General features: G+C 36.8%; 18 protein-coding genes. 9 read left to right on the forward strand and 9 right to left on the reverse strand.

Features of this window, described 5'->3' with window-relative positions; genetic code table 11:
• Positions 1 to 180 precede the first annotated feature (180 nt).
• The 5 genes from B3C16_RS15425 (at position 181) to B3C16_RS15445 (ending at position 5,117) form a co-directional block, all read left to right on the forward strand.
• Entirely contained in the window at positions 181 to 825 is a 645-nt protein-coding gene (locus B3C16_RS15425; protein ID WP_121313651.1) for a DUF47 domain-containing protein, read from the forward strand.
• 25 nt (positions 826 to 850) lie between these two features.
• Positions 851 to 2,182: an inorganic phosphate transporter gene (locus B3C16_RS15430; RefSeq protein WP_121313652.1), complete on the forward strand. Its 1,332-nt coding sequence runs from the start codon at positions 851 to 853 to the stop codon at positions 2,180 to 2,182.
• A 135-nt stretch (positions 2,183 to 2,317) separates the two neighbouring features.
• On the forward strand, positions 2,318 to 3,541 hold the full coding sequence (locus B3C16_RS15435; RefSeq protein ID WP_291133132.1) for a porin: 1,224 nt from the start codon (positions 2,318 to 2,320) through the stop codon (positions 3,539 to 3,541).
• Between the two features lie 153 nt (positions 3,542 to 3,694).
• Positions 3,695 to 4,243 (forward strand): hypothetical protein, encoded by a 549-nt coding sequence (locus B3C16_RS15440; protein WP_291133134.1) that lies wholly within the window; start codon positions 3,695 to 3,697, stop codon positions 4,241 to 4,243.
• A gap of 106 nt (positions 4,244 to 4,349) precedes the next feature.
• Positions 4,350 to 5,117: a dienelactone hydrolase family protein gene (locus tag B3C16_RS15445; protein WP_291133136.1), complete on the forward strand. Its 768-nt coding sequence runs from the start codon at positions 4,350 to 4,352 to the stop codon at positions 5,115 to 5,117.
• A 273-nt stretch (positions 5,118 to 5,390) separates the two neighbouring features.
• Here B3C16_RS15445 and lpxD read toward each other — a convergent pair whose 3' ends face one another.
• Entirely contained in the window at positions 5,391 to 6,389 is a 999-nt protein-coding gene (gene lpxD / locus B3C16_RS15450; protein ID WP_291133138.1) for a UDP-3-O-(3-hydroxymyristoyl)glucosamine N-acyltransferase, read from the reverse strand.
• 79 nt (positions 6,390 to 6,468) lie between these two features.
• A protein-coding gene (prfB, locus tag B3C16_RS15455; RefSeq protein ID WP_121313657.1) for a peptide chain release factor 2 occupies positions 6,469 to 7,567 on the reverse strand; the annotation gives its coding sequence in 2 pieces (ribosomal slippage) (positions 6,469 to 7,503 and positions 7,505 to 7,567; 1,098 coding nt in all).
• A gap of 172 nt (positions 7,568 to 7,739) precedes the next feature.
• Here prfB and B3C16_RS15460 point away from each other — a divergent pair.
• A complete protein-coding gene (locus B3C16_RS15460; protein ID WP_291133141.1) occupies positions 7,740 to 8,765 on the forward strand; it encodes a threonine aldolase family protein in 1,026 nt (341 codons plus the stop codon).
• Position 8,766: 1 nt separating this feature from the next.
• Here the strand turns inward: B3C16_RS15460 and B3C16_RS15465 are convergent, their stop codons facing one another.
• On the reverse strand, positions 8,767 to 9,813 hold the full coding sequence (locus B3C16_RS15465; protein ID WP_291133143.1) for a hypothetical protein: 1,047 nt from the start codon (positions 9,811 to 9,813) through the stop codon (positions 8,767 to 8,769).
• 88 nt (positions 9,814 to 9,901) lie between these two features.
• On the opposite strand from B3C16_RS15465, the gene B3C16_RS15470 reads away from it, so the two are divergent.
• Entirely contained in the window at positions 9,902 to 11,998 is a 2,097-nt protein-coding gene (locus B3C16_RS15470; protein ID WP_291133145.1) for a S9 family peptidase, read from the forward strand.
• 79 nt (positions 11,999 to 12,077) lie between these two features.
• Complete coding sequence (locus B3C16_RS15475) at positions 12,078 to 13,118, forward strand: PLP-dependent cysteine synthase family protein (protein ID WP_121313661.1); 1,041 nt, start codon at positions 12,078 to 12,080, stop codon at positions 13,116 to 13,118.
• Positions 13,119 to 13,245: 127 nt separating this feature from the next.
• On the opposite strand, the gene B3C16_RS15480 is transcribed toward B3C16_RS15475, so the two are convergent.
• The 6 genes from B3C16_RS15480 to fahA form a co-directional block, all read right to left on the reverse strand.
• Positions 13,246 to 14,181, reverse strand: coding sequence for a hypothetical protein (locus B3C16_RS15480; protein ID WP_291133148.1), 936 nt, complete (start codon positions 14,179 to 14,181; stop codon positions 13,246 to 13,248).
• Positions 14,182 to 14,426: 245 nt separating this feature from the next.
• Positions 14,427 to 15,137, reverse strand: a complete 711-nt coding sequence (locus B3C16_RS15485; protein ID WP_121313664.1) for a YebC/PmpR family DNA-binding transcriptional regulator — start codon at positions 15,135 to 15,137, stop codon at positions 14,427 to 14,429.
• Between the two features lie 107 nt (positions 15,138 to 15,244).
• Positions 15,245 to 16,279, reverse strand: a complete 1,035-nt coding sequence (locus B3C16_RS15490) for an LIC11966 family surface protein (protein ID WP_291133150.1) — start codon at positions 16,277 to 16,279, stop codon at positions 15,245 to 15,247.
• A 4-nt stretch (positions 16,280 to 16,283) separates the two neighbouring features.
• The gene (locus B3C16_RS15495) at positions 16,284 to 18,308 is read right to left on the reverse strand and encodes a S41 family peptidase (RefSeq protein ID WP_291133152.1); all 2,025 of its coding nucleotides are present in this window, start codon (positions 18,306 to 18,308) and stop codon (positions 16,284 to 16,286) included.
• Between the two features lie 5 nt (positions 18,309 to 18,313).
• Positions 18,314 to 19,396: a glycine cleavage system aminomethyltransferase GcvT gene (gene gcvT / locus B3C16_RS15500; protein WP_291133154.1), complete on the reverse strand. Its 1,083-nt coding sequence runs from the start codon at positions 19,394 to 19,396 to the stop codon at positions 18,314 to 18,316.
• A gap of 141 nt (positions 19,397 to 19,537) precedes the next feature.
• Positions 19,538 to 20,821: a fumarylacetoacetase gene (fahA, locus tag B3C16_RS15505; RefSeq protein ID WP_291133156.1), complete on the reverse strand. Its 1,284-nt coding sequence runs from the start codon at positions 20,819 to 20,821 to the stop codon at positions 19,538 to 19,540.
• A gap of 109 nt (positions 20,822 to 20,930) precedes the next feature.
• Here fahA and glyA point away from each other — a divergent pair, with 109 nt between their 5' ends.
• Positions 20,931 to 22,205 (forward strand): serine hydroxymethyltransferase, encoded by a 1,275-nt coding sequence (gene glyA / locus B3C16_RS15510; protein ID WP_121313669.1) that lies wholly within the window; start codon positions 20,931 to 20,933, stop codon positions 22,203 to 22,205.
• Positions 22,206 to 22,247: the final 42 nt, after the last annotated feature.

The following is a 22,247-nucleotide window of genomic DNA, read 5'->3' on the forward strand; positions in this document are numbered from 1 at the left end:
TGTAATAGTGTGTTTTTATTCGGATGCTAAGCTACGAAAACGTTTTCAATATGAGAAATTTGTTTAAAGTAGGCTTAAATCGTTATGTTAACAAATTGTAAACTTTAATAACTTCTTAATTATGATTTATTAATATTCACTTAACATTAGTCATTTACATTTGCATCAAATTTTAACACTATGTCGATAAACAGTATTTTCCAGTTTTTAGTTCCAAAAGATAAAAAATTCTTTCCACTTTTCGAACAAGCCACAGCAAATTTAGTCTTATTAGCAGAAGCACTTCACGAAGCAGTAAATGCTCCAAAAGCGGAACGTGAAGATTATTTTAGAAAAATAGAAGAGTTGGAAGCAACTATAGAAGAGATTACCCATAAAACGCACTTAGAATTAAGCAGAAACTTTATCACGCCTTTTGATAGAGAAGATATTCACTCTTTAATCAAAGCGATTGATAACGTAGCCGATTATATGCATGGTGCCGCAAGTAGAATGCGTTTGTATCAAGTAGAAAAAATTACTAAATCGATTCGCAAATTGACCGAAATTAATTTAGAAGCTTGTCAATTGATTAACCTTGGTGTTAAAGAATTGAAAGACATGAAAGACCATAAGGCGATTAAAGATACTTGTAAAAAAATCAATAAATTAGAAAGCAAAGCGGATTCGGTTTTTGACAAAGCGGTTGCTGATATCTTCGAAAACGAAACCGATGTTAAAAACATCATTAAATACAAAGAAGTACTTTCTGCTTTGGAATCAGCTTCTGATAAATGTAAAAGTGTTTCCAATGTAATGGAGCAAATTTCAGTAAAACATTCATAAATAGTTTTAATCAAAATCGACTTTTATGGATTTTACTTTATTATTAATTATCATTTTTCTTGCGTTAGTTTTTGACTACATCAATGGTTTTCATGATGCAGCTAACTCTATTGCAACGATAGTAGCGACAAAGGTTTTGACACCTTTTCAAGCCGTACTTTGGGCAGCGCTTTTCAACTTCATGGCCTATTGGGTTTTTGGTTTTGGTGTAGCCGATACGGTAGCGAAAACGGCTCACACTAGTAGTATTGACTTGACGGTAATTTTGGCCGGAGTTATAGCAGCGATTATTTGGAATTTAATCACTTGGTGGAAAGGAATTCCATCATCCTCTTCGCATACTTTAATCGGTGGATTTGCAGGAGCAGCGATTGCTCATGGTTTCCGCGATGTGACTGATCCTGAACATGCTGGATTTAAAATTGTAAACTGGTTAAAAGACGCTAAAGAAGGAGAATTATTGCCTTCCGGTGTAGTGATTGTAATCTTGTTCATTGTATTTGCGCCTTTATTAGGAATGTTGATTTCCTACTTTATCTCTTTGTGGTTAATGTATTCTTCCAAGAAAAACGTTTGGCCAAAAGTTTTAACCGGAGTATTAATGTTATTGGTTGGATGGTTTTTATTTTCAGTAATGGTTCCGTATGAAGACATTAAAAAACCTAGATTCGACAGTCACTTCTGGAGCGTGATTACAGAGCCGCACAATATCAAATGGTTTTTGGTCGCTATTATTTTCTATAGTTTGGCGATATTCAATTTATTGTTCAGTAGTTTTTCTACTGCCAAAGCTGAAAAAGTTCTAAAGAAAATGCAGTTATTGTCTTCAGCGGCTTTCAGTTTAGGACATGGTGGGAACGATTCACAAAAAGTAATGGGTATTATTGCAGCAGCAGTAGCGGTTTACATCAAATCAAATCCGAACATCGATATGTCTGCGGGTTGGCTTGATTTGAATGTAGTTTTGCCTTCCGAGAAAGACGGTGTAAAAATTGACGGAATAATGCCGAGTTGGATTCCGTTGACTTGTTATACTGTAATTGCGTTAGGAACTTTGAGTGGTGGATGGAAAATTGTAAAAACAATGGGGTCCAAAATCACGAAAGTAACTGCTTTTGAAGGTGTAGTAGCTGAATCTGCCGGTGCTTTGACACTATTTTCAACAGAACATTTTAAAATTCCTGTATCGACAACTCATACTATTACGGGTTCTATTATTGGAGTAGGTGTAACCAAAAGGGTTTCGGCCGTTCGTTGGGGTGTAACTGTAAAACTATTGTGGGCATGGATTTTAACCATTCCGGTTTCTGCAGTTTTAGCCGCTATAATTTACTATTTATTAAAATTATTTATTTAAACTTTTTATATTTTTAAAAGCCGACTGTAAGGTTGGCTTTTTTTATAGCTAATCCTTACTTGTTACCAAATCATTTCTATAACATCAAATTATTGTAAAGCAATTACATTACTTAACTACAACACACTACATAACATGAAAAAACTATTACTGACTGCTACTTTACTCTTCTCCATTTCAATATCAGCCCAAATCACCATTGAGCAAACCAAGCATGACAATGATATTAAATTATCTGCCTTACCTTATTATAGTTTTGGTAAAGGTATTGGAATGACTTCTCCGGATAGTTTGTTCCAAATGAATATTCGTTTCAGAATGCAAAATCGCGTTTCTTATATAGAAAATGATGGTGAAAACGGTGCTTACGATGGACAGATTCGTCGTTTGCGTTTGCGTTTTGACGGTTATGTTGGGAATCCAAAATTCTTATATGCTATTCAATTGTCTTTTGCGCCTGGCGATGTAGGTGAAGTAAAAGAAGGAGAAAACATCAATATCATCAGAGATGCGGTGGTTTTTTATCGTCCGAATAAAAATTGGAACATCAGTTTCGGTCAAACCAAATTACCCGGAAATCGCCAACGTGTGAATTCTTCTGGTGGTTTACAATTAACCGATAGAACGATTAATAATGCTAAATTTACTATTGACAGGGATTTTGGATTCCAAGTTCATAATATGAATGAATACAAAGATAAATTCTCTTATAATTTAAAAGCCGCACTTTCGACAGGTGAAGGAAGAAACCAAACTGATAATGCCGATGATGGAGTTGCCGTAACTGGTAAAGTCGAATTGTTTCCACTAGGTGCTTTTACCAAAGACGGAACTTATTTTGAAGGAGATGTAATTAGAGAAACTAAGCCTAAATTATTGTTTTCAGGAGCATTTCACCAAAACAATCACGCTCAACGTACTCAAGGGCAATTAGGAAATGATTTATTTGAAACGAGAACGATGAAATCAGTTTTACTTGATGCGATGTTCAAATACAACGGTTGGGCAGCCATGATGAGTTATATGTCGAGAACTGCCAATGATAATGCCATTACTTTCAATCCTGAAGATCTTACCGAAAGCAATTATGTTTTTATTGGAAATGGTTTCGATTACCAAGCGAGTTATGTCACCAAGTCTAATTATGAATTTATTGCCAGATATTCTACTCAGAATGTTGGAAAAGATATCGAAGCTTTATCGCCAAATACTCGAGAATATTCGGTTGGTATTACACGATACATTTGGGAACACTCTTTTAAATTGCAAGCCGAACTCAACTATGATACGTTGAAATACTTTGACGGCAGCACCAAAAACAATTGGTACTTGCGCTTCCAAGTCGAAATCGGAATCTAATATCTTTTTCTATTTAAGCAACTTTTTATATTCCCAATGTTAAGTTTTCACTTAAAACGAAAACTTAACATTGGGTTATCTTTTTATGCAGTACTTTTGTTTACAGTAAATTAACAAATTGTTTACGTTAATCTCAATAATAAACACCATACAATGATAAAAAGAAAAGTAACGGTTAAAGAAACTACACCTGAAATTAATTCAGATTCAGTTAACCAAACTACAGCCGAAGAGGTTGCCAAAGTAGCAGTTCCAAAACCTGTAACAAGAAGAAGAACTACTGCCACAACTACTACTGTGGCTAAAGCTACAACTCCAAGAAAAACTGTAGCGCCAACAAAAGCCGTAACGCCGAGAAAAACAGCAACTCCCAAAAAGCCTGAAAATGTAGATGTTAGCAAGGACATAATCTCAGAGCCTATTATTAACCAAGAAACACCGGAAATTATGAAAGATTCTGATAAAGAAAAAGCTAAAAAAGCTAAGGCGAAAGAAAAAGACAAAAAAGAGAAAGCGAAGAAAAAGGCCAAAGCCAAAAAGCAAAAAGAAAAGGAAAAAGAGAAAAAGGAAAAAGCTAAGAAGAAAGTGAAAGCCAAAAAAGAGAAAGCAAAAGCAAAGGAAAAAGCTAAAAAAGCCAAGGCTAAAGCAAAAGCAAAAAAAGACAAAGACAAAAAGAAATCTAAGTCAAAAAAGAAAAAATAGTCATTTCAAAAGCATTCGGATATCGGATGCTTTTTTTATTTAATAGGTCATTAACTTTTGTTTTACCCTTTAATGGTTAATTTTATCGGTAACTAATTTAATTACTATGAAACTCAAAACAATTATTATGGCTATTGTGCTACCATTGTCATTTAACAGCTTTGCCCAACTTACCGCTGTAGATTATAAAGACGATGAACAAGTGTTAAGTGGCTTTGGTATAAAACCGAAAACCGAATTAAAAGACAAACCTGGCGTATTGGTTTTACCGGCTTGGTTTGGTATCGATGGACATTCCAAAGAAAGTGCAGCCAAGTTAGCTGAATTAGGCTATTATTCTTTCGTAGCTGATATTTACGGTAAAGATAACCGTCCCAAAAACGGCGCAGAAGCCGGAAAAAATGCCGGTTATTACAAAAAAAATATTGCCGAATACCAAAAACGAATCCAGTTGGCTTTAGACGAATTAATAAAACTCGGCGCTAATCCTGATAAAATTGTTGTTATGGGCTATTGTTTCGGTGGAACCGGTGCGATTGAAGCGGCTAGAGGTAATTTAAAAGTACAAGGTGTAGTTTCTTTCCACGGTGGTTTAGGTAAAGAGGCGACTAGAGCTGTTGGAAAAATTAATGCTAAAGTGTTAGTGCTTCACGGTGCTGATGATCCTTTTGTGCCGAAAGAAGAAGTAGACAATTTTCAAACCGAAATGAGAACTTCAGGTGCCGATTGGCAGATGGTTTATTATGCGAATTCCGTTCACGCGTTTACCCACAAAGATGCCGGAAGTGACAATAGCAAAGGCGCAGCTTACAATGAATTGGCTGATAAACGCTCTTGGATTGCCTTTAAAGATTTCTTAAAAGAAGTATTATAAATTGATTTCCACCTAATAAAAAAGCCCAAAATAGTTATCTACTTTGGGCTTCATTAGTGATATAAAATACAAAAGTCGATCTGGAGCGATCGACAATTGCGGCGAGGTGTAACTCCCTTTCGGAATCCTCGTGGCAAAGATATAATTTAATTATGAATTACGAATTATAAATTATGAATTCATTTTTAGAAATTTTGAACTGTAGCTTCAACAATTCGTAATTAGCTTCGCTCAGTTAGGCTATAGCCTCGGGTCGTAATTTTAAATTCGTAATTATTTATTAGAGTCTCTTACCAATCTTTTCAAAATCGCCCATTGTTTCAAAGCATCACGAGCATCAATTGCAGGATAACCTAAAACCGTTTTTCCGGCTTCAATATCTCCGGCAACGCCCGAACCTGCTCCAACAATAGCACCATCACCAATCGTTGTGTGGTCTTTTATCGAAGCACTTCCGCCAATGATAACACCGTTTCCTAAAGTTACCGAACCGGCCAAACCGGAATTTCCGGCCATAATACAGAATTTCCCCAATTTAGAATTGTGACCAATTTGCACTAAGTTGTCAATTTTACAACCGTCGTCTAAGACTGTCGAGCTGAATTTACCTCGGTCAACACAAGAGTTGGCGCCAATTTCAACGCCATTACCCAAAATTACATTCCCAATTTGCGGAATTTTAACCAAACCTCTTTCTGAACATGGTCGGAATCCGAAACCGTCAGCACCAATGGTGCAATTAGGATGTAAAATACAATGACTTCCAACATGACAACGTTCACGAATTACTGTTCCCGACCAGATAATGGTGTTTTTACCAATCGTACATTCGTCCAAAATAGTCACGTTTGGATAAATAGTAGTGTTGTCACCGATGACAACATTCGGACCGATATAACATCCGGCACCAATTCTAACTCCGTTTCCTATAGAAACTGTATCGTCAATAATGGCGGTTGGATGAATATCTACTGAAAAAACCGGTGGAGCAGGAGCAAAGAGTTCCAGCACTTGCGACATGGCCAAATCGGCATTCTTTACCTTGATAAAGGCGCGATTTTCTCCGGGTTCAATAGAAATGTCTTGATTTACTACGGCAACACAAGCTTTGGAAGTCGCCCAAAGCTTTTCATATTTTTTGTTGCCAATAATAGACATTTCGGTTTCCGTTGCGCTGTCTAATTGTTCCGGAGCCGTAATTTTATGCGATGTATTGCCTACGATTTCTCCTAGTATTACATCGTTGATTTCTTGAATGGTGAATGAAGCCATAGTGGTTTTGGTTGGTTATAGTTCTCAAATAACTGAAAATGGATTTGAATATCCTAATTATCCAAAACAGAAAGTCTGCTTATTCCTCTTCTTTTTGTCCCATCATCATTAGATAAGCTTTCAAAAATTCGTCTAAATTTCCATTCATTACGCCGTCAACATCGCTGGTTTCATAACCTGAACGAACATCTTTAACCAATTTATACGGATGCATTACATAGTTTCGGATTTGTGAACCCCATTCGATTTTCATTTTTCCGGCTTCGATGTCGCTACGTTGGGCTTGTTGCTTTTTCAACTCAATTTCATACAACTGCGATTTCAACATTTGCATCGCACGTTGGCGGTTGTCTTGTTGCGAACGCGTTTCCGAACACTGAATCTGTATTCCCGTTGGTTTGTGAAACAACTGTACTTTGGTTTCAACCTTATTTACGTTTTGTCCACCGGCGCCGCTCGAACGTGAAGTGATAATTTCTATGTCAGCCGGATTGATTTCAATTTCAATCGTATCATCCACCAAAGGATAAACATAAACAGAAGCAAAGGAAGTATGGCGTTTGGCATTACTGTCAAAAGGCGAAATACGCACCAAACGATGCACGCCGTTTTCGCCTTTTAAGTAACCAAAAGCATAATCGCCTTCGATTTCTAAAGTCACGGTTTTGATTCCGGCTACTTCGCCTTCTTGGAAGTTGAGTTCTTTGACTTTATAGCCTTGATTTTCTGCCCACATGAGATACATACGCATCAACATGGAAGCCCAATCACAACTTTCGGTTCCGCCGGCACCGGCTGTAATTTGCAGCACCGCACTCAAACTGTCACCTTCATCCGAAAGCATGTTCTTGAATTCTAAACTTTCGATATGGGTATTGGTTAGTTCGTATTGTTCGTCGAGTTCTGCTTCGGTAGCATCGCCGTCTTTGAAAAATTCGTACACCATTTGAAGCTCTTCTGCCATGGCATTTCCTTTTTCAAAATCTTCCACCCATTTTTTCTTGGAGCGCAAGTTTCTGACAATGATTTCGGCTTCCTTGGCGTTGTTCCAAAAGTCGGGCGCAAAGGTTTTTTCCTCTTCGTTGGTAATTTCTATAAGCTTGGCATCAATGTCAAAGATACCTCCTCAACGCACCAAGGCGCTCCACAATACCTTTAATTTGTTCGGTATTTGTCATAAATAATGTAGTTTTGTGGTTTACAATTGAACCCTAGCCCCGATAGTAGTGAAAATCTCCCGATTTAGAAAAACAAGGCTACTGCCGTAGTTTTTGTTTATCGGGAATTGCAGCGAATAGCGGGATTAGCTTCAAATAAATATAATGCGAAAGTAAGCTATCTTCATAAAATATGGAAATTAATTTAATCAGTGATACCGTAACCAAACCTTCACCCGAAATGTTGCAAGCCATGTTCAACGCCAAAGTAGGCGATGACGTGTTCAAACAAGACCCAACCGTTAATGCTTTTGAAAAAATGGTAGCCAATTTATTTGGGAAAGAAGCGGCTTTGTTTTTTCCGTCGGGAACGATGGCCAATCAGACGGCGATTAAATTGAATACCAATCCCGGAGACCAAATTATTTGCGATAAATGGTCGCACATTCATTTGTACGAAGCCGGCGGCGCGTCATTTAATAGTGGTGCGAATTTTAATTTATTAGACGGAAACCGTGGTATGATTACGGCTGAGCAAGTCAAAGCCGGCATTAATGATCCTGAGTTTTATCATGCACCATTATCCAAAATGGTCAGTATTGAAAACACGACGAACAAAGGCGGCGGCGCTTGTTATGATTTGGATGAACTAAAAAAAATCAAGCAAGTTTGTGTTGATAATAATTTAAAATACCATTTAGACGGCGCGCGTTTGTGGAATGCTATTGTGGAAAAAAAGCAACATCCAAAGCAGTTCGGAGAACTATTCGATACGATTTCAGTTTGTTTTTCTAAAGGATTAGGTGCGCCGATTGGTTCGGTTTTGATTTCTGATTCGGAGACGATGCATAAAGCTTTGCGTGTTCGAAAAATATTTGGTGGTAACTTACGCCAATCGGGATATTTGGCGGCAGCCGGCATTTATGCTTTGCACAATAACATCAACCGATTGACGGACGACCACAGAAGAGCTAAGGAGTTAGGGCAAGCCTTGCAGCAATTGTCTTGGGTTGAAAAAGTAGAACCTGCAGAAACCAACATTCTGATTTTTGAAGTTAAAAAGACGTTGAACGAAAAAGATGTCATTGAAAAATTGAAAGCCAAAGGCATTCTAATCAGTTCGATGGGACAAGGGAAATTGCGTATGGTTACCCATTTAGATTACCGTCAAGTGATGCATGAATATGTTTTGGAAGCGTTAGGAAAAATCAGCTTTTAAATTACAGTTTGATTAATTTTTCTTTGGTGATTTTATAGTCACCTTCCTCAATGCAATCGCCTTCAAAACCTTTGATGTAGTTGGGTGTATGTGATTTTTTGATGATTATTTTGTCGTTTATAATCTCAATAGTTGAAGTGCATTCTTGTAAATCTTCGCCACCATCTTCGGACCAGTTTTCGTCTTTTATAAATGTTTTAAATGAAACGGATTGCAGCGTTTTCAGATTGACCAATCCAAAAGTATTGGTTGCTTCAAAATGTTCTCTGGAACCAAAATGATATCCATCATTAAAAGTCAGTCTATTATTGTCAAAATCATTAATGGAAATCTCAGTGTTGTAAGTTAAACAATAAACAAGGCATTTTGATCCTTTCTTTTGAAACAATCCCACAAAATTGGTGTTGGTTTGGTCTATATAATTGGCAACAAAAAAGTTTTTGTATTTAGGATAATCTGTTTTTTCTTCTAATGATTTTATTTTTTGTTTGTCTTTGATAACATCCATTAATTTTAGCTGAGAAAACAAATATTCCTTTCTTTTAGATAGGGTAAAGGTTACTTTTTTATCTTCAGTATTCTTTCTATAATCGGCACACAAACCAATAATGGCATCAGTAAAAACAGCACCCACATTAGAATAAAATCGCTTTGATGGATCTTCAATTCTGATTTGATAAAATTCCGATTTGTTTTCGGAATAAGCATAAGGAACAAACAGATAATAATCTTTTTTTGCGATTTTCAAATGCCTGGTTTTGTAATCGTTATCCGTATTCTTAATTTCTGTCAGATTTTGATTGAAAATCAGCGTATCATTTATGCCGTAACCTTCAAATCGTTTTTGGTAATATTTCGAATAATCCTTTATTACCATCGGATTTCCGATACTATCCAGCAAAGTTAATTTCAAGTTTTCAATAGGATTTCCTGTACTGTCAGTTACTTTTACGCTAAACATATACGTACCATCCCAACCACAATGTTGGGCAAAACTCAGGTTTGCGAACAATAACCAAATTGGTAACAAGAATCGTTTTAGGTACACACTTTATTTTTAGTTAGCCAAATTAGCAAATATTTGTTAATTCTTAAGTTTATAACTTCCTTTAAAAACTAAAATCTACGCGTGTAGAATGGTTATTTTTGTAGTTGATAAAATTATATCGATGCCCAAAACACCACTATTACCGCCAAAAGCTACTATTGTTCCACATGCGTTGGAAAAACACGGACATGTTCGTACCGATAATTATTATTGGTTAAACCAAAGGGAAAACCCGGAAGTGATTGATTATCTTAATCAAGAAAACGAGTATTATCAACAATCGACTGCACATACCAAAGATTTTCAGGCGGCTTTATTCGAAGAAATGAAAGCCCGAATTAAGGAAGACGACGAATCGGTGCCTTATTTCTATAATGGTTATTACTATATCACGCGTTTTGAAAAAGGCAAAGATTATCCGATTCATTCTCGCAAAAAAGGGAATTTGGAAGCCCAAGAAGAAATCATGTTCGATTGCAATGAAATGGCAAAAGGCTTTACTTATTTCAACTTAGCCGGATTGAGTATTAGCGAAGACAATGTTTGGGCTAGTTTTGGAACCGATACCGTTTCGAGAAGACAATATAACATTCAAATCAAAAACCTTCAAACCGGAGAAATACTTCCCGTAAAGATTGAAAACACTACCGGTGGCGCCACTTGGGCGAGTGATAACAAAACTTTATTTTATACTCGAAAAGACGAGCAAACGCTGCGTTCGGATAAAATTTACAAGCACAAAATCGGAACCACTTCTGATAAAGACAAGTTGGTTTATTTCGAAAAAGATGAAACTTTTGATGTTTCGGTTTACAAATCAAAATCGAAGAAATACATTATCATCAATTCTAACAGTACGCTAACGACAGAATACCGAACTGTTTTATCGGCTACGCCGGATGCTAAATTTACGATTTTTCAGAAACGAACTCGCGGGTTAGAATATTCGATGTCGCATTTTGGAGACCATTTTTATATCGTAACCAATAAAGACAAGGCCACCAACTTTAAGTTGATGAAAACATCCGAAAACAATACCACCAAGGAAAATTGGGTAGATGTGATTGCGCATCGCGAGGATGTATTATTGGAAGATATTGATATTTTCAAAGATTACTTAGTCGTTGCCGAACGCGCTAATGGTTTGAATCAAATTCGAATCATGCCATGGAATGGAGTAGGAGAATACTATTTGCCTTTCGACAGTGAAACATATACGGCGTATACGACAACCAATCTCGATTTTGATACCGAAATCCTTCGCTTTAGCTTTCAATCGCTGGCAACACCATCATCGGTGTTTGATTTTAATATGAAAACCAAAACCAAAACCTTGTTGAAAGAACACGAAGTTTTGGGTGGACAATTCGATAAAAACAATTATACCGAAGAAAGACTTTGGGCGAAAGCCAAAGACGGAACGCAAGTACCGATTTCTATGGTTTATCGTAAAGGCATTAAGAAAGATGGGAACAATCCAACGCTTTTGTATGCTTACGGTTCGTATGGCGCTACGATGGATTGTTATTTCTCTTCAGTGCGATTGACGTTATTGGACAGAGGATTTATTTTTGCCATTGCACACATTCGCGGTGGTGAGGATTTAGGCCGACAATGGTATGAAGACGGAAAGCTGTTGAAAAAGAAAAATACATTTACCGATTTCATTGATTGTTCGCAATTTTTGATTGACGCTAAGTATACATCCACGAAACATTTATATGCGGAAGGCGGTTCTGCCGGCGGACTTTTGATAGGCGCAATAGTCAACATGGCACCATCTTTGTACCACGGAGTCATTGCCCAAGTACCGTTTGTGGACGTAATAACGACGATGTTAGACGATACAATCCCATTAACGACAGGCGAATATGACGAATGGGGCAATCCGAATGTGAAGAAATATTATAATTATATGCTTTCGTATTCGCCTTATGATAATGTAGTGGCGCAAGATTATCCGAATATGTATGTATCGACAGGATTGCACGATTCTCAGGTACAATATTGGGAACCAGCGAAATGGGTGGCCAAATTAAGAGTTATGAAAACAGATAATAACCAATTGTATTTGGATACCAACATGGAAGCAGGTCATGGAGGTGCTTCGGGAAGGTTTGAAGCCATTAAGGAAATCGCCAAAGAATACAGTTTTTTGTTAGATTTAGAAGGAATAAAAAGATAGTTAAAAATATTTTATTAAATTTGCAACGTTTAGAAGTGTGTAAAACGGCTTCATAAATACGCCTTGACTAATTTATTTTATGAAAGAAAATATAAAAGCTCACGATAATGTGTTAAGTTTAATAGGGAATACGCCTCTTATTAGACTTAATAAAATTACAGAATCTTTACAGGGAAATTTTTATGCTAAGGTTGAAGCTTTCAACCCTGGTCACTCCACCAAAGACAGGATTGCATTATATATTATTGAAGAAGCAGAAAAACAAGGCATTTTAACGCCTGGTGATACTATTATTGAAACAACTTCGGGTAACACCGGATTCAGTTTGGCTATGGTCAGCATCATCAAAGGATACAACTGTATCTTGGCGGTGAGTTCTAAATCTTCAAAAGATAAAATAGACATGTTGCGCACTTTAGGTGCCAAAGTGTATGTCTGTCCGGCGCATGTTTCTGCCGATGATGAGCGTTCTTACTACAATGTAGCCAAGCGTTTGCACGAAGAGACCAAAGGTTCAATTTATATCAATCAGTATTTTAACCAATTGAATATTGATGCGCACTACAAATCAACCGGTCCGGAAATTTGGGAACAAACCAACGGAAAAATTACCCACTTGATTGCGTGTAGTGGAACCGGAGGAACCATTTCAGGAGCGGCAAAGTTCTTGAAAGAACAGAATCCAAACATTAGAATTTTAGGAGTTGATGCATTTGGTTCAGTATTGAAAAAATACCACGAAACCAAAGAGTTTGATGCCAATGAAATTTACCCATACAGAATAGAAGGTTTAGGGAAAAACTTAATCCCAACTGCCACCGACTTCGACGCTATCGATCATTTCATGAAAGTGACCGATGAAGAAAGTGCACACACCACCAGAGAAATTGCTAAAAAAGAAGGATTGTTTGTCGGCTACACTTCGGGTGCGGTGATGCAAGCGATTAAACAATATGCCGCTGATGGTGAGTTTGACGAAAACAGTAATGTTATCGCCATTTTCCCGGATCACGGTTCTCGTTATATGAGCAAAGTATTCAGCGACGACTGGATGAATGAGCAAGGTTTCTTTGACAGCATTAATGCGGAAGAAGTGCAGAAGGTTGAGTTTATTAAATAGATTGTTAGACTATTAGATAGTTAGATTATTAGATAGTTAGATTTTTAGATATAGAAAACGCCGAGCATTTGCTGGCGTTTTTGGTTAATACTATCGATTACTTAATACCAGAAGTTTTGGTATTTTTTTATTCTGTATCATCAAAAGAGTTTACTTTATAAATTAATTGAATTTTGATTGGATATTTTTCAGCATTTATTCTTCTTTCAAATTCTTTCATGATCTCTAAATCTAATTCATCTCTAACGGCAAATTCTATTTTATTTTCAATTTTTCCTAATTCAAACTGAACCATAATTTTTCCTGGTTTGTCAGAATTTTTGAAGAGCTCTTCAAAAATGGAATTCGTTTTAGTCATAATTTCACTGATATCTTCAATAGAACTGTTTTCTTTTAGTTCAGCATCTGTGTTCAATAAAATAATTTTCTCAAGTTTAGTTTCTTTTACGCCTTTCGAAATTGAATCTATTTCTTTTCCATCTCGATACATTTTGACCTTAGAATCCACTAAATCTTTTGGTTTCTCGTTTACAGGAGGTACTTCATCTAACCACATAAGCTTCAAATCCTTTTTTAAAACATTCAAAATATAGTTGTGGTTTTTTGTTTCTACAATCAATAACGGTTCATCAATATCAAATGAAATGACAGACCAATAGTATTTTAATTCTTGTTCATTAGCTTTTCTAATTATATAATCTCCGGTTACTTCTTTCCTAAATTCATCCCAGATTATTTTTGAATCATCGAGATTCTGACTCATTTTGCCTTCTAATATCAAATCATCAACATGAAAGGATACTTTGCCTTTTTCAATCCCTTGTATTTTTTTATAATCTTTAAACCTACTCCATAATACAGGACCAACAATAAGAGTCTTTTGTAGTAAGGAGTAATCATTACCATTACCAATATTACTGGTAATCATTTTTTTTGTCTTTTCAATTATTTTATTATCACAATAATTATAAACAACTCCTTTTGGAATCTTAATGGTTTCGATTTTCTGTGCTGACGCAATGTTAATAGCAAATAGTAGTAATAAAATATTTTTTACTTTCATAAAGATGATTTAAAGTTTCAGGTTATTTAAAATAGAGGTTAATCAAATATAACAAATAATCTCAACTGCTTTCACAATACAGTTGCAGATTCCTAATTCTAGCCCCGATAGGAGCAAACTACCGCGTAGTGCGGATAGCGGGAACAGTAGTAAAAGAAAGCCGAAACGTTCTGCTCCTAAAAACAAAAAACGCCAAGCAAAGCCCAGCGTTTCTATCTAATAATCTAAAAATCTAAGAAGTCTAATTACTCTTCCATCGTATGATACACATTCATCACGTCATCATCTTCCTCGATTTTCTCGATTAGTTTTTCTACGTCGGCCATTTCGGCTTCGGTTAACTTTTTGGTGATTTGCGGAATTCTTTCAAATCCTGATGATAGAATTTCAATACCACGGCTTTCCAATTCTTTTTGAATCGCTCCAAAACTTCCGAAAGGCGCGTAGATTAGGATTCCGTCTTCATCGGCGAAGATTTCTTCGGCACCGAAATCGATGAATTCTAATTCCATCTCCTCAATATCGATATTGTTGTTTGGAATTCTGAAATTACAAGTATGGTCGAACATAAATTCTACCGAACCTTGCGTTCCCAAAGTGCCGTTGCATTTGTTGAAATAACTTCTAACGTTCGCCACTGTTCTGTTGTTATTGTCGGTAGCGGTTTCGATTAAGATAGCGATTCCGTGAGGTGCATAACCTTCAAAAAGGACTTCTTTATAGTTGGCCGTGTCTTTGTCGGTAGCTTTTTTAATCGCGCGTTCTACGTTTTCTTTCGGCATATTCGCCGACTTTGCGTTTTGCATTACGGCTCTCAAACGAGAATTGGCTTCCGGGTTTGGTCCGCCTTCTTTCACCGCCATGACGATGTCTTTTCCAATACGTGTAAAGGCTTTGGCCATCGCTGACCAACGCTTCATTTTTCTTCCTTTTCTAAATTCAAATGCTCTTCCCATTTCTGATAGAATGTTTTTATTTTACTTCGTCAGTTCGGTCATCTTGACCTCATGCGAGTGCAAAAATAACGGTTTATTCGGTTATTGCAAACAATAGAAACTACAAATTAACCTTGAGGAACATGACCTGAGATGAAATTGTCTCCGGTAGCATTCCAATTACTGATTATGGTGTTTTTCTCTTGTAAATTCGAGTTGCTGATTTTATTGTAATTGTCTATTTCCTTGTTGATTTGTTTGACCATCCCATTGTAATTCTCGATTTCTTCTTTGGTTCTGTCTTTGTCTGATTTGGATTCCAATGATTTTCTGGCAGAATCAAATTTTTCGTTGAACATCAAGAAATCTACAACTTTTGGAGAAAATTGTTGTGCTTCCTTTTTATAATAATCCAAAGCTTTTTTGGTGATTAAAACCATAGTGTTGTCGCCGTTATAGGGTTTGATAGCTTTTAGTTTTTCCAAACCTTCCTCGGCATACTGAATCAAAGCGCTGCTGTTTTGCTGAATAGCGCCTAGGTCTTTTTTTTCAATGGCTTGCGACAGATACAAATCGGTGATATTGGTTTTGAAGAAGATTAGGTACAATTGCGTGTGGTAATCAAAAACTTCACCTGAAATTTTCATCTTCTTACCCAATTCACTTACGTCTTCAGTTAGATTGATTTTGTATTTAGCGGCGAATGTTTTTTGCGCCAGACTGACTTTGTCATATTCGGCATCGATTTTTTTATTGACCAAATCACGCGTCATGATAAAGGCTTCCATCAAGTCATAGGATTGCTCAGCGACTTCTTGCATGTTGATGATTTTATCGTATTCTTCGTTGATGTTTTTCTCTGAGATATTTAAAAATTCAATGACTTGATTTCGGTATTCCACATCGCCTTGGTAACCGTCTTTTAGCACGCTGACTTTTTTGTTGGCGGTTTGGATACTTTTCACCAAAAGTTTTCTGGTGTTGTCAATGCGACGTGCACTTTTAGAATGGGCAACGGCAGAAGTGTATTTCCACATGCTTTTAGAAATGTTCTCTTGCTCTTTGCCGATGTAGCTTAAATAGTCAACCGGAGACTTGAATTCCTGTGCTTTTAAATTTAAACTAATAAAAAATGTAATGGCTAATAGTATTTTGATTTTCATAAAGTTAAGGTTTTATGTTTTTAACATCATTTAGTATGTTTACGGCTTCCAAAATATGATAGTTATGTTTGATGTCTTTGATTCTTTCAGTATTAAAACTCTTTAAGTACTCATCAAATTGTTGGTTTTCTAAGTCAATGGAATTTTGTTCAACGGTTATAGGCAATTCTTTTTCGCCGTTCAATTTGATGGTTTTCCAAAGTTTGTTTATGCTGTTGACGTCATCAAAAACGGTGTCAAATTGCAACAAAATAGGTGGCAAATCATTATCGTATAACGGATTGATTTTGGCGTTTAATGCTTCAATTTCTTTAGCGGTTTGGCTTTGTTCAATGCGTTTTTTACTCAAGGCAATCAGTTCGTCTTTGATTTCATTACTCAATCGATTGTACTTGACGATAACGCTGATTTCATCATTGGGTAAAGCAGTTTTATTGCTGTCTTCTCGTGGCATTTGCTTGTCAAACAACAACGGAATTTCAATATCGGGAATGATTCCTGAATATTGATTGCTTTTCCCGGTAATGCGATAAAATTTTTCCAAGGTCAATTTTAAAAACTCTTGATTGTCATCATCTAAAGGAAATATTCTTTGCATAGAAGCTTTTCCTAAAGTACGATTGCCAACCAATAGCGCGCGATTGTAATCTTGCATAGCATTGGCAAAAAACTCACTGGCAGAAGCCGAAAATCCGTTAACCATGACTACAATTGGTCCGTCATAAATAGTGCCGCGGCGCATGTCTTTCAGGATTTCCTTTTTGTTTTTATTGTTGTTCATCACTGCTAATGGTCCGAAATCAATAAACAATCCCGACAATTTAATCGCTTCTTCCATTGAACCGCCGCCATTGTTTTCTACATCGATGATAATACCGTCGATATTGTCTTCTTGAAGTTTGTACACTTCTTTGGCAACATCATTGCTCGCACTCGATTTTCCGTTTTCGAAAGTAGCATAGAAACTCGGAATTCGGATGTAGCCAATGGTCGCATTTTCTGCCTTTATTTTGAAACTGAAGACATTGTTTTGGTAATCCTTCATTATCTTTTTGTTCAAGCGAACACTGTACACTTCGCCACTTTTTTTTCTAAAAGTAAAATCGGCAGTTTTGTATTCGTTTGACGTAATAATTTCATCAATTTTTTTCATTGATGAGCAGGCAATCTCGTATTCGTCGTTTTTGTGTTTGACTTTTAATAATTGATCGCCTTTATCAATTTTCTCCGTAAAATAGGCCGAACTTCCCGGTAAAACTTCGTCAACAGTCATTTCGTCCTTTTCGGTCATAGAAATGTATAAACCAAAAGTCAAATTGTCTGAACTTACCGTGGAATAAAAAGACGATTTATCGCTTTGGGAGAAATAATCAGTATGTGGGTCAAAATAGGAGCAAAAAACGGTAAAGAAAGCCGAATTAAACTCTTCTTTGGTGAGTTCGTAGCTTCTGATTTTGCATTCGTTTTTGTCTAAAACCTTCGCTTTACTGATGGCGGCTAATGTTTCAAAGTTGGCTTTTAGCGAATCTTTATTGGTACTTAATTCCGCTACATCACGAAGCGTATTGAACAAAATTCTTTTTTTGTACAGATGCTTTAATTCTGCTTCGTCTTTGGCATAAGGAAAAGCATCTTTGGAGAATTGGACTTTTTCTGTGCTACTTAAAGGAAAAGGTTCATTCTTGACACTTTCCAATAATGTTTTATACCGTGTAACGGTTTTAGTATAAGCCGTGTAGAAATCATCTAAAAAACTGCAATCTTTTTCTTTGAGATAATCGTCAATTGTAAGCTCGTGTTTTTGTAGTGCTTTGATTTCGGGCTCTATAAATAGTCGGTTTTCCTCATCTAACCGACTTAGAAATGTTTTAAAAACATAAACCGATAAACTGTCGTCTATCGGTTTAGTGCTATAATGGTATTCTTGAATGAGTGCATTGATTCTTGATAAGGTTTCGCAAGGATTTTTTTCTCTTTGACCAAAAAGAAAAAGAGGAAAAAGTCCTAAGCATACTAAGAATCGGTTCACCTTAATTATTTTTTGTAAAAGGGCAATTTGGCCACTTTCGCTTTTACTTTATTGTTTCTGATTTGGATATAAATCTCGCTGTCAACCGCTGCAAATTCAGTTTTAACATAACCCATTCCAATTCCTTTACCTAAAGATGGTGCCATAGTTCCCGAAGTTACTATTCCAATATTATTTCCGTCAGCATCAACGATTTCGTAGTCATGACGCGGAATACCTCTTTCTATTAATTCGAAACCAATTAATTTGCGGGTAACACCGGCTTCTTTTTGTTTTAAAAGGTTTTCTGAATTGGTAAAAGTTTTGGTGAATTTGGTAATCCAACCTAAACCGGCTTCTAAAGGAGAAGTCGTATCATTGATATCATTTCCGTACAAACAGAATCCCATTTCCAAACGCAAAGTATCACGAGCTGCTAAACCAATTGGCTTGATGCCAAAAGCAGCACCGGCTTCGAATACTTTGTTCCAAACTTTTTCCGCATCAGCATTTTTGCAATAAATTTCAAATCCGCCTGAACCGGTATAACCAGTTGCAGAAATAATAACGTCGGAAACTCCGGCAAAATCAGCTACTTTAAAATGATAATATTTGATTTCAGATAAGTTGATAGAAGTCAAGGATTGCATCGCTTCCACGGCTTTTGGTCCTTGTATCGCTAACAATGAATAGTCTTCTGAAATATTTCTCATGTCAACACCTAAATCATTGTGAGTTGAAATCCAATTCCAGTCTTTGTCGATATTTGACGCATTGACTACCAATAGATATTGGTCTTCTTTCATTCGGTAAACGATTAAATCATCTACAATTCCGCCGTCATTATTAGGCAAACAAGAATATTGCGCACGCCCGATTTCGAGAACCGAAGCGTCATTAGAAGTTACTTTTTGAATTAGTGCCAGCGCGTTTTCTCCTGAAAGCAAAAACTCACCCATGTGTGAAACGTCAAAAACGCCCACGCCATTTCTTACGGTTTCATGTTCGGCATTTACACCTTCATATTGTACGGGCATGTTGTAACCCGCAAATGGTACCATTTTGGCTCCTAAATTTTCATGAATGTGTGATAAAGCAGTGTTTTTCATTTTAGATTAAATTGTATTGTTGTTTGTGTTTTATTCCGCTACGCTCCATACAATTGCTTCGCCAGTTCAGCTAAAGCTTCGAGTCGGCTGCGCCTCGGGTGTTTGTCATCCTGTCCCGATAACTATCGGGATGTCGAAGGATTATTTTCTAACGAATGGCGGTAATAGTTTTGTAGAAACTTCACCAAAACCAATTCGAATCGTACTGTTTTGGCAATACCCTTTCATAGTCACGGTATCATTATCGTTGATAAATTTACGTTCGGTACCGTCATTCATTATGATAGGATTTTTTCCGCCCCAAGTTAATTCGAGCATAGAGCCAAAACTATCCGGTGTTGGACCCGAAATTGTTCCAGAACCCATCATATCACCTGAATTTACGCGACAACCGTTAGACGTGTGATGTGCCAATTGCTGTGACATGGACCAATACATATACTTGAAATTGGATTTAGAAACCAAACTTGGTTCTACATTTTCAGGTTCAATATAAACTTCCAAATTAATATCGAACGCATTTTTTCCTTTTTGTTGCAAATAGGGAAGCGGCATTGGTTCTTGATTTGGTCCTTTACATCTGAATGGTTCCAAAGCATCCATAGTTACAATCCAAGGTGAAATTGACGAGGCAAAGTTTTTGGCTAGGAATGGTCCTAGTGGCACATATTCCCATTTTTGAATATCACGTGCACTCCAATCGTTGAGCAAAACCATTCCGAAAATATAATCTTCAGCTTCTGTCACCGGGATATTTTCTCCCATGATATTGGCATCGGTCGTGATAAAAGCGGTTTCTAATTCGAAATCTACTAATCGTGACGGACCAAAAACAGGTGAAGTTTCACCATTAGGCAAAGTCTGTCCCATTGGTCTGTGAATCGGAATTCCAGATGGAATAATCGTAGAACTTCTTCCATGATAACCAACCGGAATATGCAGCCAGTTGGGCAATAAAGCATTTGCAGGATCACGGAACATTTTGCCAACGTTAGTAGCGTGTTCTTTACTGGAATAAAAATCGGTGTAATCGCCAATTAAAACCGGAAGTTGCATTTCAACATCTTCCATTTTGAAAATTACGATTTCTTTGTGTTCTTCGTTGTCTCTTAGTTTTGGATTATTGCTGTCGAAAATATCGCCAATTCGGTTTCTAACCAAACGCCATGTTTTTTTGCCGTCGGAAATAAAATCGTTTAGCGTGTCTTGCATAAACATATCATCAGTCAAATCGATGCCTTCAAAATAATTAAGTTGTTGTAAAGCACCCAAATCGATAGCATAATCACCAATTCTGGTTCCAATAGTGATAACATCTTCTTTCGTTAAGAATACACCAAAAGGAATGTTTTGAATTGGGAAGTCACTGTTTTCAGGGACTGTAAGCCAAGATTTGCGGATGGGATTGTTAGTAGTAATGGGCATGATTGTGTTGATTTAGTTGTTGAAAAATTAGCAATCAAATATATCATTAACTATTAATTTAACAAACGATTTTTGTAATTTTGACCTCAATTTAACGAAATAATTTCAAATGCAACGCGACGAACAAATTTTTGACTTAATTCTTGAAGAACAAGAAAGACAAATTCACGGAATTGAACTTATTGCCTCTGAGAACTTTGTGAGTGATCAGGTAATGGAAGCAGCAGGTTCTGTATTGACAAATAAGTATGCTGAAGGCTATCCAGGTAAAAGATATTACGGTGGCTGCGAAGTAGTAGATGTGATTGAACAAATCGCCATCGATAGAGCAAAAGCTTTATTTGGTGCCGACTATGTAAACGTACAACCACACTCTGGTTCACAAGCCAATACCGCTGTTTTTGCAGCTTGTTTAAAACCGGGAGATAAAATCTTAGGATTCGATTTGTCTCACGGTGGACACTTAACACATGGTTCTCCTGTGAATTTTTCAGGAAAATTGTACTCGCCAAGTTTTTATGGTGTTGAACAAGAAACCGGAATGTTGAATTATGACAAAATCCAAGAAATTGCGACCAAAGAGCAACCAAAAATGATTATTGCAGGAGCTTCTGCGTATTCTCGTGATATGGATTTCAAACGTTTCAGAGAAATTGCGGATAGCGTTGGCGCTTTATTATTAGCCGATATTTCACATCCAGCCGGTTTAATTGCCAAAGGATTAATGAATGACCCAATTCCACATTGTCATATAGTTACCACAACCACTCACAAAACATTGCGCGGACCAAGAGGCGGAATGATTATGATGGGGAAAGATTTTCCAAATCCATGGGGTTTAACTACGCCAAAAGGTGAAGTCAGAATGATGTCACACGTTTTAGATATGTCGGTTTTTCCTGGAAATCAAGGCGGTCCATTGGAACATATTATTGCGGCGAAAGCTGTAGCTTTTGGTGAAGCTCTATCAGATGAGTTCTTCGCTTATGCGATGCAAGTACAGAAAAATGCCAAAGCGATGGCGGAAGCATTCGTTAAAAGAGGTTACCACTTAATCTCAGGCGGAACAGACAATCACATGATGCTGATTGACTTAAGAAACAAAAATATTTCAGGAAAAGATGCCGAAATTGCTTTAGGTAAAGCCGAAATCACCGTGAATAAGAACATGGTCCCATTTGATGATAAATCACCTTTTGTGACTTCGGGAATTCGCGTTGGAACACCAGCGATTACAACTCGTGGTTTAGTAGAAAACGATATGGAAACCATAGTGGATTTAATCGATAGAGTGTTGATGAATTCGACCAATGAAGAATTATTGGCCGAAATCGGAGATGAAGTAAATGACATGATGAGTGAAAGAGCGATTTTTGTTTATTAATCACTTCAAATATTGATAAAATCAAACCTTCAAGAGTTCGCT

It is taken from the genome of Flavobacterium sp. UBA7682 (assembly GCF_002482945.1).
Classification (GTDB): domain Bacteria; phylum Bacteroidota; class Bacteroidia; order Flavobacteriales; family Flavobacteriaceae; genus Flavobacterium.